11 protein-coding genes are annotated in these 16225 nt (G+C 60.3%); all 11 read right to left on the reverse strand.

Going from position 1 to position 16225, the window contains the following annotated elements; translation table 11 throughout:
- A partial coding sequence (hydA, locus tag F8N12_RS23210; RefSeq protein ID WP_150582446.1) for a dihydropyrimidinase occupies positions 1 to 1338 on the reverse strand: 1338 nt, incomplete at its 3' end.
- A 45-nt stretch (positions 1339 to 1383) separates the two neighbouring features.
- The gene (locus F8N12_RS23215) at positions 1384 to 2280 is read right to left on the reverse strand and encodes an allantoinase PuuE (RefSeq protein ID WP_150582447.1); all 897 of its coding nucleotides are present in this window, start codon (positions 2278 to 2280) and stop codon (positions 1384 to 1386) included.
- Between the two features lie 61 nt (positions 2281 to 2341).
- A complete protein-coding gene (locus F8N12_RS23220) occupies positions 2342 to 3214 on the reverse strand; it encodes a MurR/RpiR family transcriptional regulator (RefSeq protein ID WP_150582448.1) in 873 nt (290 codons plus the stop codon).
- Positions 3215 to 3231: 17 nt separating this feature from the next.
- Entirely contained in the window at positions 3232 to 4479 is a 1248-nt protein-coding gene (locus tag F8N12_RS23225) for a cysteine desulfurase-like protein (RefSeq protein WP_150582449.1), read from the reverse strand.
- Positions 4480 to 4500: 21 nt separating this feature from the next.
- The gene (locus F8N12_RS23230; protein WP_150582450.1) at positions 4501 to 5235 is read right to left on the reverse strand and encodes an amino acid ABC transporter ATP-binding protein; all 735 of its coding nucleotides are present in this window, start codon (positions 5233 to 5235) and stop codon (positions 4501 to 4503) included.
- Positions 5235 to 5909 carry an amino acid ABC transporter permease gene (locus F8N12_RS23235; protein WP_150582451.1) on the reverse strand — a complete coding sequence of 225 codons (675 nt, stop codon included), beginning with the start codon at positions 5907 to 5909 and terminating at the stop codon, positions 5235 to 5237. The genes F8N12_RS23230 and F8N12_RS23235 overlap by 1 nt, the downstream gene beginning before the upstream one ends.
- Before the next feature lie 50 nt (positions 5910 to 5959).
- Positions 5960 to 6736, reverse strand: a complete 777-nt coding sequence (locus F8N12_RS23240; protein WP_150582452.1) for a transporter substrate-binding domain-containing protein — start codon at positions 6734 to 6736, stop codon at positions 5960 to 5962.
- Positions 6737 to 6989: 253 nt separating this feature from the next.
- Positions 6990 to 9728: a LuxR C-terminal-related transcriptional regulator gene (locus F8N12_RS23245; protein ID WP_150582453.1), complete on the reverse strand. Its 2739-nt coding sequence runs from the start codon at positions 9726 to 9728 to the stop codon at positions 6990 to 6992.
- A gap of 1089 nt (positions 9729 to 10817) precedes the next feature.
- Positions 10818 to 12182, reverse strand: a complete 1365-nt coding sequence (locus F8N12_RS23250) for a DUF1329 domain-containing protein (RefSeq protein ID WP_150582454.1) — start codon at positions 12180 to 12182, stop codon at positions 10818 to 10820.
- A gap of 27 nt (positions 12183 to 12209) precedes the next feature.
- Positions 12210 to 14096 carry a DUF1302 domain-containing protein gene (locus F8N12_RS23255; RefSeq protein WP_150582455.1) on the reverse strand — a complete coding sequence of 629 codons (1887 nt, stop codon included), beginning with the start codon at positions 14094 to 14096 and terminating at the stop codon, positions 12210 to 12212.
- A 336-nt stretch (positions 14097 to 14432) separates the two neighbouring features.
- Positions 14433 to 16115 carry a fatty acid--CoA ligase gene (locus F8N12_RS23260; RefSeq protein ID WP_150582456.1) on the reverse strand — a complete coding sequence of 561 codons (1683 nt, stop codon included), beginning with the start codon at positions 16113 to 16115 and terminating at the stop codon, positions 14433 to 14435.
- Between the last annotated feature and the right edge of the window lie 110 nt (positions 16116 to 16225).

Genomic DNA, 16225 nt, shown 5'->3' on the forward strand with positions numbered 1-16225 from the left:
GTCCCACACCACGTCGCCGCGGGACAGGGTCATGGCCGGCCACGCGGTCAACTGCATGCCCGCGTAGGGCGTGTAGTCAACGTTGTGATGCAACATCGCGTTATTCAGGTAAACAGTCTGACCTTCATCCCAAATCACCAGGTCGGCATCGGTGCCAATGGCAATGCTGCCTTTGCGCGGGTACAAACCGTACAGTTTGGCGGCGTTGGTGGAGGTCAACGCCACGAAGCTTTGCGGCGTGATACGCCCGGTGCGTACGCCTTCGGACCAGAGCAGGGCCATGCGCGTTTCCACCCCCGGAATACCGTTGGCGATTTTGTCGAAGAAGGCCTGTTCGCCGTGGGCTTTCTTGCCGTCCGGGCCGTCGAAACGGAACGGTGCATGATCGGAGGAAAATATTTCGAACGAGCCGTTTTCCAGTCCATCCCAGATGATTTGCTGGTTGGCCGCATCTCTTGGCGGCGGGCTGCAAATACATTTGGCGCCGTCGAAGCCGTCGCCACAGCCAAGGGAATCGGCGGTCAGGAACAGGTACTGCGGACAGGTTTCGGCATACACCTTCAACCCCAGACTTTGCGCCCAGCGGATCTGTTCGATGGCTTCGCGGCCCGACACGTGCACGATCAGGATCGGCACATCCACCAGCTCGGCCAGGGCAATGGCGCGATGGGTGGCCTCGCGCTCCACCAGCATCGGCCGCGATGTGGCGTGATAGCGCGGGGCATCCAGTCCAGCGGCCAGCAGGCGCTCAGTCAGCCAGGCGATGCAGTCGCTGTTTTCGGCGTGCAGCATGACCATCGCCCCTTCGCGGCGGGCGACAGACAGGGTTTCCAGAATCTCCCGGTCGTTGAGCTTGAGGGCATCGTAAGTCATGTAGATCTTGAACGAGGTATAGCCCTGGGCAATCAGCGCGGGCAGTTCTTCGCGCAGGACCTCGGGGGTCGGATCGGTGACGATCAGGTGAAAGGCGTAGTCGATGACCGGCTTATTGCCCGCCCGACGATGATAATCATCGACGGCGGTGCGCAGGGTTTCGCCCTTCTGCTGGCAGGCAAACGGAATGACCGTCGTCGTGCCGCCGCAAGCCGCCGAGCGCGTGCCGCTGTAGAAATCATCGGCCATCACCGAACCGTCGCCGGTCGGTTGATCGAGGTGCACATGGCTATCGATGCCACCGGGGGTGACGTGCCGGCCGGCGGCGTCGATTTCCCGCAGCCCTTCGGCCAGATGCAGGCCGAGGGCGGCGATGCGCCCGTCGCGAATGCCGATGTCACTGGTGAAAATATCGGCGGCCGTCACCACACGCGCGTTGCGAATGACCGTATCGAAAGGTTGCATAGAAGCTTCTCCAAACAGTCACGGCCGGGATCAGCCAAAGGTGCTTCAGGTCCGAGTCATCCAGGCCCTGGCAATTTCTTCGCGGGTGGCGAACCACACACCTTCATGGCCTTGGGCGTATTCAATAAAGCGCTTGAGCGCCCGGACACGCCCCGGGCGCCCGACCATGCGTGGGTGCAAGCCCACCGACATCATTCGCAAGCCGTCGGCGGACTCGTCATAGAGCACTTCGAAACTTTCTTTCATGTACTCAAAGAAGTCCGAGGCCTGGGAAAGGCCCGGCGAATTCCAGTAGCGGAAGTCGTTGACGTCGCTGGTGTAAGGCACGACCAAATGCTGTTTGCCCTGGACATCGACGTAATACGGCACGTCGTCGTTGTAGGCATCAGAGTCATAGAGAAAACCACCCTCCTCGGCCACCAGACGCCGGGTCCGCACGCTCGCGCCGTAGCGGCAGTACCAGCCGATCGGGCGCTTGCCGCAGGTACGTTCGAACGATTCCACAGCGAGGCGGATGTGCTCGCGTTCCTCTTCTTCGGTCAGGCGGAACACTTCTTCCCAGCGATAACCATGGCTGCAGATTTCATGACCCAGGGCGACCGCGGCCTTAGCCACATCGGGGTTTTGCTCGAACGCCACGGCACAGGCGTGGAACGTGGAAGGCACGCCGGCCTGCTGAAGAATTTCGAGAATCCGCCAGATGCCGACGCGGGAACCGTATTCGTACATCGATTCCATGGCCAGGTTGCGCACACCGTCTGGGAATTGATAGCTGCCCCACTCCGTCATGCTTTCCTGATCGGGATCGCCCATCGCCAACGAGCGCTCGGAGCCCTCTTCGTAGTTGATGACCAGGCTGATTGCCAGCCTGGCACCATTGGGCCAAGCGCCCTGAGGGCGGTTTTGGCCGTAGCCGACCAGATCGCGTAGGGGTAAAGCCATGTTGAGCAATCTCCTGCACAGGCGCAGATGGTTGAATGGAGCGCGACCGACTGGCCGTCGCTTAGCAATCGATATGTGTAAGAGCGTCGTGATCCGGCCCACTCACCGACTGACCGTCGCGGAACGCCAGGCCCATGGCCAGCGTCTGGGCCACGCAGAACGCCGCCGTCAGTGAACGAAACCCCAGCAGCTCAGCGTCATTGACTTCAATCATGGTGGCCGCGCACTGGCCAATCGGGCTGATGATGCTATCCGTCAGGGCCACGATCGGCGTGCCGGCCGCGACTGCCTGCTGACAGGCATCGATGGTTTCCTGGGCATAGGGCGGAAAGCTGACCGCCACCAGCACGTCATCGCTGTGCAACGCGCTCATCTGCTCATGCAGGGAACCGCCCAGGCCGGTGACCTGAACGGCGCGCCGTCCGACGCGGCTCAGGGCGTAGCTTAAATAAGCCGCCATGGGAAACGAGCGACGCATGCCGATGACGAAGATGGTGCGCGCCCGCTGCAGCTGGGTAATGGCACTCTCCAGCGCCTCGACCTGCTGGCCTTCGGCCAAATGTTCCAGCGAGACAATATTGGCCCGGCTGAACGCCTGCAGGATCGCCCCAACATCCGTGGGGTCTTCGAGCAATTCTTCGCCGTTGAAGTGGCGGATGCGCTCGCTGTAGCTGGTGGTCGCCGCCTGTTGCAGCGGCGCCTTGAACAAACGCTGCAGATCACTGAACCCGTTGAAGCCCAAGGCCTTGGCCAGGCGAATGAAGGCCGACGAGGCGATCCCCGACTGCGTTGCCAGGGCGGCGACGGTATTCAGCGCAACATTGTGGGGATGGTCGTTGAGGTACCGCGCCGCGTCTCGGGTGCGCGCGGTCAGGCGCTCCTGGTGCTCGACGATGGCCGCACGCAGTTCAGCAAGGTTTTGAGGTACAGGCATAAGGGTGCTCGCAAAAATCAGGATTGACGCAGATCGGTGATCGCCTGAGCCAGGTGCTCGACCAGTCGGTGCATCTCGTCGACGGTATTGTAATGAGCAATCGAGACGCGAATGACACCACCGTGGGCGCCCAGTCCCAGTGCCTCGATCAGGTGCCGGGCGTAGAAGTCGCCGAAACGGATGCCGATCCCGTGCTCATCGATCCGCCGCACCACGGCTTCGGATTGCAGGCCTTCGACCACGAAACTGATGGTCGGCACCCGATCACTCGCGGTGACCCGCGGCTTGCCGATGATGCGAACGCCGGGGGTTTCCCGCAAAAACGTCAACAGGATTTCAGCGAGCAGGTCTTCCTGCACTTCGAACGCATCGAACGCCGCCTGCATGATCTGCCGCGGGCTGCCGCTGGCCCCCAGGCGCTGGCCAATGTCCAGCAAATAATCGGCAATGCCCATGCAGCCGTAGGACAACTCGTAGTTGAGGTTGCCCGGTTGCAGCTTGTAGGGGATGACGTCCTGGCCGATGAAGAAATGGTTGAGGCTCGGCAATTCCAGCAATGCCTCGCGATGGCCCCACAACACGGCGAAGTGTGGGCCGAACACCTTGTAGAAGCTGAAGACGTAATAGTCGGCTCCGCTGGCCTGCACATCGACCAGCCGATGCGGCGCGTAGGCCACGGCATCGACACAGAGTTTGCCACCCACTGCGTGTACGCGACGGGCAACTTCAACCACGGGGTTGACGCTGCCCAGGATGTTCGAGGCATGGGTCATGGCCACATAGCGGGTACGCGGACTCAGCAAGGCGTCGAGATCCTTGAGTTCCAGTTCCAGGGTCTGCAGGTCCACCGACCAGATGCGCAAGGTCGCGCCGCGCTCTTCGCACAGCCGCTGCCAGGGACCGATGTTGGCTTCGTGGTCGCTGTGGCTGACGATGATTTCGTCGCCACGGCTGATCGACGGCGCGATCGCTCGACAGAGAATCTGCAGCAGGTGCGTAGTCGAGCCGCCCATCACGCATTCTTCAGGATGGTAGGCATTGATCAATTGCGCCACGGATTCCCGAGCCTCAAGCACCCGTTGCCCGGCCGAGACCGAGCCACCGTAAGACGCGCCCAGCTGCACGCTGCTGTTGAGCAAGTAATCACGCACCCGGTCGGCCACCCGCCCCAGCACCGCCGAACCGCCGGCATTGTCCAGGTAGGCATAGCCGTCGGCGAGCATCGGAAATTGGCTGCGGACGTAATCCATATCGAGCGTATTCAAGCGGGCAGTCTCCAAAAGAAATCAGTGGTGCAGGATGGCCTGGAGGAAGGCTTGGGTTCGAGCCTCCTGCGGCTGGGTGAAAAAGGCTTCGGGTTCGTTCTGCTCGATAATCCGGCCGTTCTCCATGAAAATCACCCGGTCGGCGACCTTACGGGCGAAACCCATTTCGTGGGTGACCACGACCATGGTCACGCCGGAGCGCGCCAGGTTCTGCATCACGTCCAGCACTTCGCCGACCATTTCCGGGTCCAGCGCCGAGGTCGGTTCGTCGAACAAAATCACCCGTGGCTCCATGGCCATGGTCCGGGCAATGGCGACACGTTGCTGCTGCCCGCCGGAAAGCTGCGCGGGGTATTTCTCGGCGTGGGCGCTCATGCCGACTTTTTCCAGCAAGACCCGCGCTCGCGCCTGGGCATCGCGCCGATTCATGCCACGCACACGGACCGGCGCCAGAGCGACATTGGCCAGCACCGTCATGTGCGGATAGAGGTTGAAGTTCTGAAACACCATGCCGACTTCACAGCGAATTCCGGCCAATTTCGACCCGTGTTCGACTCGCTGATCGGCGACGCGAATGTCGCCCTCCTGGTATTCCTCCAACAGGTTGATGCAGCGGATCAAGGTCGACTTGCCCGAACCCGAGGGCCCGAGGATGACCACGACTTCGCCCTGTTCGACCGACAGATTGATATCCGCCAACGCCTGGAACTTGCCATAGAACTTGGCAACGCCTTCGATTTCGATGACTGCACTCATCAGTGCTTCCTCCCGGCGCTATTACGTCGTTCAACCCAGCTCACCAGTTGCACCAAGGGCAGCAGCAATAGCAGGTACATGATCGCGGCCCCCACCAATGGCGTCGGATTGGCCGACAGGGCCTGCGCCTGCGTGGCCTGCTTGAGCAGGTCCGGCATCGCCACCACCGAGGCCAAAGCGGTATCTTTCATCACGTTGATGCAGTTGCTGGTCATGGGCGGCAGCACGATGCGCATGGCCTGAGGCAGAATCACGTCGCGCATGGTGTTGAAAAAACTCATACCTTGGGACGCGGCGGCCTCGAACTGGCCACGGGGAATCGCTTCAATTCCGGAGCGGAATATTTCTGCCGAATAAGCGCAGGACACCAGCGAAAGCGCCGCTGTTGCCGCGGCGAAAGACGACAGGCGAATCCCCACGAACGGCAGTGCGTAGTAGATCAGGACCAGCAGCACCAACAGTGGAATCGAGCGCATCACGTCGATATAAATCCGCGCCAGCAAGCGCACTGGCGCATAGCCGTAGAGGCGCAGCATGGCCAGCAGCAACCCGCCGACCAGGCCGAGAATGATGCTGACCACGCCGAGCAGCACCGTCACCCCGAGGCCGCGCAGCATCTGCGGCAGCGCGTCGACAAACACGCCCCAGTTGAAGAAAGTCTGCAACAACTCCATTGCGATTCCTTAGGTATGACGGCGCCCGGCGCCGGAGGTGAAGCCGAGGCTTACTTGAGGACATCAACCACTTTGACAGTGCTCGAATCGGCCAGCGCATCAGCGCCGAACCACTTTTTGTGCAAATCGGCGATCACTCCGTCCTTTTTCATGCTGCTGATGATGTCGTTGACCTGAGGGGCCGACGCCCAGCCCTTGGCGTGCATCAGCGAGTATTTCTCGCCGGTTGGAATGCGCGCCACCACGCGGTATTGCGGTTTGTCCTTGATGTAATACAGGACGGCCGGGATATCGCTGATATAGCCGTCCATGCGGCCGGAGGCCAGATCGAGCATCGCTGGCGACAGGCCTTCGTAACGCGAGACATCACCGAACTTGTACTCGGCCTGGTGCGCGCTGACCCACATGTCGCCTGTCGAGCCGGTATCGACCCCGACGACTTTGCCTTGCATGCCTTTCAGGCCGTCGATGCCGGATTTGGTCAATACCGACAGCGATTGGTCGCTGTCGTAGTAAGGCTGCGCAAAGCCTACCGATTCCAGACGTTTCGGGGTGATAGTGATCGAAGAAATGGCAATGTCGACGCGCTTGGACTGCACGGCGCTGAACAAGCCATTAAAAGGGATATTCACAAACTCGACGGTCTTGCCGGCGCGCTTGGCGACTTCTTTGACCACATCCACTTCAAAGCCGACGATCTCGCCCTTGGCGTCCTGGAACTCCCACGGCACGTTGCCGACGTTGGCGCCGACGTTCCAGTCCGCCGCCCAGACAGGGGCCGAAAATGCAGTTGCCACCGCCATGCTCAAGAGTATTTTCACGTTCACGTGTTGCTCCCCGATCTCACTGGTTGCACGAAGTCGCCTGGCAACGTCAACAGGCGTGTTGCAGTTGAGATTAGGCGAACGAATCAAAAGATTCAACAATTAAAAACATTGAATTAAACGGTTCAAAGCAGTGCGCCCGCAGGCTGATTTGGTGCACGGCGCTCGGCCACGCGCACGGGCAAGCCGGGCTGAACACTGGCAGCAGTTCGATAGAGGTCGCACTAATGCAGGGCGTTAAAACGAGGACTTGGCGCTAACCCAACACACCCAGCTGCTTGGCCCGCGCGACCGCTTGCGTGCGCCGCTCAACCCCAAGTTTGCTGTTGATATGGCTGGCGTGGGTTTTCACGGTGTGCAGCGAGATGAACAACTGGTCGCTGATTTCCTGATTCGAGCAGCCTTGCGCGATCAGTTTCAGAACAGCCAGTTCACGGGAACTGAGTTGTTCGCAGGCGTGGTTGGGCTCGGCAGCGATAGGGACAGCAGCGGCAGGCAGTCGCTCGGAGAGGCATTGGAACACGGCGGTTTTCGCTGCGTGCTGCAATTGGCCGCGTAACCATTCCGGATGTTTTTTCAACAGTGCCTCAAACGGCTGCAGAACGCCGCCGCTGGCAGTCTCCATTGATTGCGCGAATGCGTGACGTGCTTCGGGTTCGCGATCATGAGCAAGGAGCAGTTCGGTTTTTTGCGTCAGGGCCATGACGCTGAGCATCAGCCGGCCGCTTTGCAGACCGTGCTCAAGCAACGCATTCAAGCGCCCTTCGGCGAGCATCGGCTGGCCCTGAATGACCTCGAGCAATGCTTGCTGCAGCTCGATGTGCAGCGGCAGTTGCGGGTGGAATTCAGGCGGTGCTGCCGGTCGCTCGCCGTTGTAGGTTTGCCCCAGCCGGGCGAGCCAGGCTTGTGCCAGATCGGTGCGCCCCTGGGCCAGCCAGAGTTCGCATTTGACCAAAGTGATCATCGCCAGGTAATAAATCGGCGGGACGTCCCAGATGTGCATCAGCCGTTCGGCTTCGGCGAGTTCGGCGAAGGCCTTGGCGAACTCGCCGCAATTGCCTTCGAGCCGGGCGATCACACAATGGCCGATCAATACGCTGATGTCGCGACAGGCGCGGGCTTCCGCCAGACCTGCCTGCAAACGCGCGCGCGCTGCTTGCGGCTGCAGGCGCAAGGTCAGCAGAAAACCTTCATATAAAGTCAGGCGTGCACGAACTGCGTAGAGCCGTTGCGGCGATAGCCCTTGCAAGCGTTGTAGCCCTTGGTGCACCTCATCCAGCGAGCGCAAAATTTCACCACGTGCCTGCAGTACCCGCGCGCGATCGTAATGGGCCAGCGCTTCAAACAACGGGTTACCGACCCGCTGCGCCAGCTCGAGAGATTCGCGGTTCAAACCCCGTGCACGCCACAAGTCGCCGTCGGCAATCGCCAGGTTTGACAAGGTCGACAGGCACATCAGGCGCTGGCCATAACGTTTGGCGGGCAGGCTTTCCAACGCCTCGCCGCAATACAGCAGCGTCAGCTCACGGTTACCGCGACCGCGGGCGATGATTCCGCTCAGGGCCAGCCATTGCGCCAGCATGGATTTCTGCGCGGTGGCGGACGGCGCCGGGAGGAATCGACTGAGGTGGCTGGCCAGTTCTTCGGCGGCGTCCAGCTGACAGGCAAGCCCCAGCGCCCAGCTGTAGAGCACGATCAAGCGCGGCGTGCTGATCAGCAGGCTGTCGGGCAGGTCCATTTTCCAGCGTAGCAACATGCCGACATTCTGTTCAGCGAGCAGTTGTTCTTCCGAAAGGTTCTGCACCAGATTCGCGGCGACGTCGAGGTGACCGGCGCGCAATGCCTGCTCCACCGCTTCATCCAGCAACCCTTGCGCGTTGAACCAGCGGCAGGCGCGCAGATGCAGGCTGGCCGCCGGGACGATGGATTGAGCTGCGGGACGCGTCCGCAGCAGATCGGAAAACAGATGGTGATAACGGTACCAGTGGCCCTGTTCGTCGAGCGGAACCAGAAACACCTGATGGGCGAGCAGGTAGCGCAGGATCTCGGCGCTGTCGTGCGCTTCGCGAACGGCGTCGCACAACTCGCTGCAGAAACGTTCCTGAGACGCCGTGTCGTAGAGGAACGTCTGGACTTCGGCTGGCAGGCAGTCGATCACTTCTTCAAGCAGATAATCGCGGATCAAGCCTTCACCACCGTGCAGTACCTGCGGCAATGCGCCTTCGGTACCGGCTTCGGAGGCCGCCAGCAACCAGAACCGCAGGCCGGCGACCCAGCCTTCGCTGCGCTCTATCAGGCTTTCCAGCGCTTCGCCACGCAGGGAGGTGCTGTGGCGATCAAGCAGGGTCAAGGCTTCGTCGTGGGTCAGGCGCAGGTCCTGCTCATGCAGTTCGAGCAGTTGCCGCGACAGCCGCAGGCGCGCCAGATGCCAGTCGGGGCGCTGACGACTGGTGACCATTACCAGCAAGCCATCGGGCAAGTGGTTGAGGAAAAATTGCAGGCAGCGATCCAGCACGGGCCCTTGGGCGAGATGGTAATCATCCAGTACCAGCAGCAAAGGGGCGGCGGGCATCAAATGCTCCGCCAACTCATCCAGCAGGCCGTCGAGCCACTCTTCGAAAGCGAACGGCTGATGCCGCTGACGCATTTTCAGCAGGCCCAGGGATTGCCTGCCCAGTGAGGGGTAAAAATCCTGAAGACCTTCGAGTAACCGTTCGAGGAACCGGCCCGGGTCGTTATCTCGTGGGCTCAAACCGAGCCAGAGGCTTTGCCAATGCGCCGGAAGGCTTTGACAGAATTCCACCGCCAACGAGCTCTTGCCGAAACCGGCCGGGGCGCTGACCAGCAACAGTCTGCCAGCAAGCCCCGCACTCAAGCGCTCGCACAGACGCGGCCGCAGCACGTGGCCATCAGGCAGCGGGGGCCGAAAGAAGCGACCGTCCAGTGTCGCGACGGCAGCGCTTGCGGGGCCCGGGAGTGGGGACAGATCAGTCATGGCCGGCTCTTGTTTGAATTGCAGTTGGCGGCGTTGCAGATGTCCGCAGACTAGCGGTAAATGCCGAGGTAATGAAGGTTAATGCTACAAATGGCTACAAAAAGGCCGCTTGTGGGGTTGGGTTTGGGGGTTTGGGTTGAGTTTGGGTTCGGGTACATATCCGTTGATGCTGTGACGGCGACTATTGATTTCGCCCTTACGGCGAGTCACTTGGAGAAGCACCAAGTAACCAAGTGCTCTTGCCCCTGACGTCCGGTGGCTCGCTAATGCTCGCCATGCCTTCGCTCCGGCCCTGCTCCGTGGGCCCGCCGCGATCGGCCATCCTTGGCCGTGCGCGGCTAACCCGGCATCCTTGCCGGGTTACCCACTGCGCAGAACCTCTACTCAGCCGGCCGACGGGGCGCTCACATCTACAACGCGCCGAGGCGGCCTGATAGCCGACCTGGCTAGCGGGGGTTGCGCCAAATCTCTGCAGCAGCGGAGGCCTCGTAGCAGCTGGCGCAGCCTGCGTCCGGTTCGGACGCGCGATTGGACGGAGGCTGCGCCAGCTGCTACAGGTCCTGCGGTGCGTTGGGATGAATTAACACTGTCCTGCGGCGCGTTGGGATTAATTAGCGCTGCCCAGCGGACGACGCTGCCTGCTTTGTTTTTGATCTTGATCTGGCTTGTGACCTTGACCTGCCGCGTCGGAAGGCCGAGCGCAGGTTCTGCGCAGTGGGCAACCCGGCATGGATGCCGGGTTAGCTGCCCCCGGCCATGGATGGCCGATGGCAGCGGGCCCACGGAGCGGGACCGGAGCGAGGGTATGCCGAGCCTAGGCGAGGCACCGTACGTCAGCGGCGCAAGCGCTTGGTTACTTGGCGCTTCTCCAAGTGACCCGCCGTAAGGGCGGAACCAATAGATGCCATCACCACAACAACGGATATACCCCCTCCAAAATCATCGTAGCCCACGAAAGAGTCTTCGCGAGCAAGCTTTGCGCCCACACGTCATACACACATCTGGACACTACAACCTCTTCATAAACCTAAAAAAACGCCCCGAACCAGTCGGGGCGTTTTGCGTTGATAAAACCTCTAACCGCGCTGCTTAGCGAACACCATCCTGACGCAATGCCGCCGGGGTGAAGTCGCTGGTTGTAGCGGTGAAGCCGAAGTCATAGGCCGACTTCTCCTCGTTCTTCATCCCCAACGCCAGGTAACGGCCCGACTGCAGGTCGTACAAGGTTTCCAGGGTGTACCAAGGCACTTGAACGTTGTAATAGTTCTGCGAGTGAGCTTCCGCCACGCGCCACAGCTGATTACGACCGTCGTAGTGATCGATCACAGCCGCTTGCCAGGTATCTTCGTCGATGTAGAAGTCACGTTTGGCGTAGATGTGACGCTGGCCTTCCTTCAAGGTGGCGACCACGTGCCAGACCCGGCGCAACTCGTAGCGAGTCAGGTCCTGGTTGATGTGACCGGCCTTGATGATGTCGGCGTACTTGAGCTGCGGCGAGTCGAGCTTGTAGCTGTCGGAGGCGATGTACATCTCTTTCTTGCCTTCGAGTTTCCAGTCGTAACGATCCGGCGCACCGTTGTACATGTCCAGGTTGTCCGAGGTACGCAGGCCATCGGCAGCGGTACCCGGCCCATCGTACGAAACTTGCGGTGCACGACGCACTCGACGCTGACCAGCGTTGTAGACCCATGCCGAACGCGGTTCTGCCACTTGGTCAAGGGTTTCGTGCACCAGCAGCACACCACCGGCCAGACGCGACGGCGCGGTGACTTTCTGCTTGAAGTAAAACAGGATGTTGCCCGGGTTCGCTGGATCGTAATCCTTCATCTTGTCGCGGAACACGAACTGGTCCTGGAAATACACCAGGCTGAACGAACCGTTCGGCTGCGGCGTGGCCTGGGTTACCAGACGGGTCACGCTGCCCCCGCGATAGCGGGTGATGTGGTTCCAGATGACTTCCACACCGGTTTTCGGAATCGGAAACGGTACGGCAGTTTCGAAGTTTTTCAGCCCGTTGCCACCGGAGACCAGCTCGGTGCTGGTGGCGTTTTTCTTGATGGCGGCGAACACGTCATCCGGCACGGTAGCACCACGATGCGACGGGAAGACCGGCATCTTGAAGGTTTCCGGATAACGCTTGAACATCGCGTACTGACCCGGCGCCAGCTTGTCCTTGTACTGGTCAACGTTTTGCGCAGTGATGGTGAACAGTGGTTTTTCACTGGCGTACGGGTCAGACAGGAAACCCTTGCCGTCGACTGCACCGGCGTTTTTCGGCAGCGGCTTCCAGGCCGGGATCGAACCGTCCGCATTGCCCGCCATTTCGGCGCCCATCGGGGTCAGGCTCTTGCCCAGTTTGTCCGCTTCGGCGGCCGGGACCGCAGCCATCACGCTGGTTGCCAGCAGCGAAAGCCCCAGAACACCGGCTTGGAACAGACTCATTGTTGTTTTCATAGGTGTGTTCGTCCTGATCATCAATGCTTAGAAGTTCACGCCAAAGCTGAGCGCAACGAAATCGCGATCATCAACGGTGGTGTACTTGCCGTCGAAGAAGTTGGTGTACGCCAGGCTCGCGGTGTAGGTGTTCTGGTACTCGGCATCGACGCCCAGGCTGACGGCTTTGCGACCTTCTTCGAAGTTGCCGCCAGGGCCAGGCGAGTAACCGCTCACGTCATGGGACCAGGCCACGTTCGGCCGCAGGTTCACGCCCGCGAATACGTCGTTGTATTCCCAGATGGCACGACCGCGATAACCCCACGAAGTCGACGTGGTGAAACCTTCATCATCGCAATTGCGAGTGCGGTTGTTAGTGGCCGCGCCAGGTCCGGCACCGGCGATAGTGCTGGAGTTGAGCGCGACACAGGTGTTGGCGCCGCCAGTAGCAGGCAATTCGCCCGGGCCGTAAACCGGATCACGTCCGTAACGGATGTCGGAAGTGCTTTCCAGGCCGCCGACATGAGTCACGCCGACCTCACCTACCAGGGTCATCCGGCTGGCGCCCATGACCTGATCGAAGAAGTGCGTCAGGGTGGTTTGGAACTGGGTCACTTCCTTGCGGCGATAACCATGCAGGTCCTGACCTGGCACGCCGTTCAGCAGCGAAGCGTTGGTCAATGCGCCGCCCAGAGGACGTACACCGGCAAACAGGATGTCGGTGGAGTTGAGCTGCACCGGTGCGTTCGGACGGTAGCTGACTTCACCGCTCCACGCCGTACCGGTAGGCAGGGTAGTGGAGAAGCTCAAGCCGTACAGGCGGATGTCTTCCGGGTATTCGACGAAGTAATTCGAGTTACCCGCGACAATCAGCGGCGCCAGTGCACGCAATGCCGGTGGCAACGCTGCCGCACGGGCATATACCGAGGCTGGAGCGCCGGTGGCGCTGAATATCGGCGCACGGCTGTGGTAGTTCATGAAGTAGGCGCCGAACTCGGTGTCGAGTGGCTCAAACATGTATTTGAGGGACGCGCCCCACTGACCGCTGTCGCGCGCATCGCGATCCGGGCCTCGGCGTACCAGCACGCCCTCGTTATCAACGTTGACACCCAGCGCAGTCAGCGTCGGCAGAGCGGCCGCAGGAATGGTCGAACGCTTGTTGAGTACGCGCAGGTTGTTGTCACAGCCGTCGGCGATGATGTCCGGCTGCGAGAAGAAGGTGCCGCAGTTATCAACAATGGTCTGATCCCATTCGAGCTGGTAGAACGCTTCGGCCGACAGGTTGTCGGTTAGGCTCTGCGAGACGTAGAACATGTTGACCGGGATCAAGCCTTCCTTGATCTCGGCGCCTGGACGGCGGAAAGCGGAAACGTCGATCGGGTTGATCGAGTTGATGCCGCTGCCGATGAAGGTACTTTCACCCCAGCTGACAACCTGTTTGCCCAGCCGCACGGAACCCGGCTGATCGGCAATGGCGTAGTTGTGATAAACGAAGGCGTCGAGCAGCTGAACGCCGGAAGACTTGGCGCCTTCCTTGCGGCCATTGTCGCTGATGTCCTTGAACAGACGATCCTCGTCTTTGAGCTCGAAGTCATACCAGTATTTGCCACGCACAAAGACGCCGGTGTCGCCGTATTTCAATTCAAGGTCGTGCAGGCCCTTGAAGATCTTCGAGAAGGTCTCACCGCTCTTGAAGTTCAAGTGACCGTCATCGGACGTCTGGGACAGGCCACGCCCGCCATTGTTAACGCCGATGAGATTCTTGTTGGGACTCTGGGTAGACCAGCTCGCCCCGACCGACAGGGATGAATCGAACTGACCTTCGATTTCACCAACATTGAAACTGACGCCGAATGCAGGCCCGGCGAGCGTAGAGGCGAGACTGACAGCCAGGGGCAGCTTAGCCCGGCGCCAGAACTGGTTTACTGATGTCATCGACGCTACTCCATGTGCATTATTGTTATGGCAGTGAGTACTTTTAAAAACGCTGTGGTCGACCGGGCGCCAACGCGTCCCCAAGTCACTCCAAAGTTGCATCGCCCCGTTTTGTGCGGTTGCCCCGTTCTTAAAAATCCTTGAGCGGACTATAGCCAGCAGGTTGTATTGCTTGATCCCTCTAAAGTGTGATTTGCAGCTGCCGGCCACTCTGGAACAGTCCTTTCGCCAGGCCGACACGTGTCGGCAGGGCAAGGATGGCTCAATTTACGGATTTGACAAGCCAAGCGCTTGCTTGGTGGGCCTGGCGTGCCATTTCGGGCACGCCGACCGGGCTTAAAGGGTGGAGAGAAAGGTGCTGTTATTGGCCTGCCATTCGGTGATGTCGAGGCGGATGCGCTTCTTGTCGAGTTTGCCGACACTGGTCTTGGGAATTTCCGTAACAAGGGCGATCTGGCTCGGGATCGCCCATTTACTCAGGTGCCCCAGTTCGACAAACGGCTTGAGGTGTTCCTTGAGTTCTTTCGCCCCGACTTCATGGCCTTCGCGGATCACCAGCAAGGCAAACGGTCGCTCGCCCCACTGTGGATCGGCGATACCCACCACTGCTACTTCGCGTACCGCCGGGTGCCGGCTGATCAGATCTTCGAGGTCCAGCGACGAAATCCACTCGCCGCCGGTCTTGATGACGTCTTTGATCCGGTCGCGAATATCGATGACGCCCATTGTGTCCAGGGTCGCCACGTCGCCGGTGTGCAGCCAGCCGCCCGCCCAGAGTTCGGCGCCCTTTTGCGGCTCGTTGAAATAACCTTCGGTGAGCCACGGGGCCCGTAGCACCAGTTCGCCCTGAGTCTCGCCGTCGGCCGGGAGGAAATTGCCGTCGCAATCGACAATCGCCGCCTCAACCAACGGCCCCGGCACGCCGGCCTTGATTCGATAGGTGGTGCGTTCGTCTTCGGTGCCGGCCATCAGCTCATCGTTCAGGTGCGCGCAGGACACCAGCGGTCCGGTTTCCGACATGCCGTAGGCGGCGGTCAACTGAATGCCCTTGGCCTTGGCCGCCTCGTACAACGCGCGATTCAGGGCACTGCCGCCGATGACAATTTTCCAGCCAGCGAAATCGGCGTTCTGCGCAGATTTGGCATTGAGAACCATCTGCAGGATGGTCGGTACGCAATGCGAGAAAGTGACCTTCTCCTTACGCCACAATTCGACCAGGTATTCCGGATCGTAACGCCCGGGGTAGACCTGCTTGAGCCCGAGCATGGTCGCTACATACGGCAGGCCCCACGCATGCACGTGGAACATCGGCGTAATCGGCATGTAGACTTCATTGGTTCCAAGCAACCTCACGCTGTCGATCGCGCCCATGATGGTCGCCACGCCGATGGTGTGCAGCACCAGTTGCCGATGGGTGAAATAGACGCCTTTAGGGTTACCGGTGGTGCCGGTGGTGTAGAACGTGGTCGCTACGGAATTCTCGTCGAAATCCTGAAACTCGTACTGCGCACTGGCGCCGGCCAGCAGCTGTTCGTACTCGCCGACGAGGTTGGGCAGTTCTGCGGTTTTTTCCGGCAGATCGGTCAGCAGCAGGGTTTTCTCGACTGTTGTCAGGTGCCCGGCAATTGCGTTGTACAGGCCAACGAACTCGCTGTTGACCAGCACGAAACGGTCCTCGGCGTGGTTCATGGTGTAGAGGATCTGTTCCGGCGAGAGACGCACGTTGATGGTGTGAATCACCGCCCCGATCATCGGAATCGCGAACATGCATTCCAGATAACGATGGCTGTCCCAATCCATCACCGCCACGGTGTCCCCGGCCTTGACGCCGGCTGCCGTGAGCACATTGGCCAGTCGCGCGACCCTTTCGATCAGGGTCGGGTAGCTATAACGCAACTGGTCGCGATAAATGATCTCACGGGTTTTCTCGTAACGCGCGCCGGACATCAGCAGCCGCTTGATCAGCAGCGGGTACTGGTAAGCGCCCTCGGCTGGGGGGATAACGCGAGTCTGCAACATAAGAATCCCTTTTCTGACTGCACGGTCTTGGCTGAAAGCAAGCACTCTAGTGTCCTTGATCGCCAACCAAATCAGCCGAAGGAATGATTTGCACCAATAAGCAAATGCTA

Origin of the sequence: Pseudomonas fluorescens, from assembly GCF_902497625.1 — a bacterium.
In the GTDB taxonomy this organism is placed as follows: Bacteria; Pseudomonadota; Gammaproteobacteria; order Pseudomonadales; family Pseudomonadaceae; genus Aquipseudomonas; species Aquipseudomonas fluorescens_BQ.

Excerpts from the sequence above, each read along its gene's own strand:
- F8N12_RS23215 (WP_150582447.1), bottom strand. The coding sequence starts at position 2,280 with ATGGCTTTACCCCTACGCGATCTGGTCGGCTACGGCCAAAACCGCCCT.
- F8N12_RS23220 (WP_150582448.1), bottom strand. The coding sequence starts at position 3,214 with ATGCCTGTACCTCAAAACCTTGCTGAACTGCGTGCGGCCATCGTCGAG.
- F8N12_RS23230 (WP_150582450.1), bottom strand. The coding sequence starts at position 5,235 with ATGAGTGCAGTCATCGAAATCGAAGGCGTTGCCAAGTTCTATGGCAAG.
- F8N12_RS23235 (WP_150582451.1), bottom strand. The coding sequence starts at position 5,909 with ATGGAGTTGTTGCAGACTTTCTTCAACTGGGGCGTGTTTGTCGACGCG.
- F8N12_RS23245 (WP_150582453.1), bottom strand. The coding sequence starts at position 9,728 with ATGACTGATCTGTCCCCACTCCCGGGCCCCGCAAGCGCTGCCGTCGCG.
- F8N12_RS23250 (WP_150582454.1), bottom strand. The coding sequence starts at position 12,182 with ATGAAAACAACAATGAGTCTGTTCCAAGCCGGTGTTCTGGGGCTTTCG.
- F8N12_RS23255 (WP_150582455.1), bottom strand. The coding sequence starts at position 14,096 with ATGACATCAGTAAACCAGTTCTGGCGCCGGGCTAAGCTGCCCCTGGCT.
- F8N12_RS23260 (WP_150582456.1), bottom strand. The coding sequence starts at position 16,115 with ATGTTGCAGACTCGCGTTATCCCCCCAGCCGAGGGCGCTTACCAGTAC.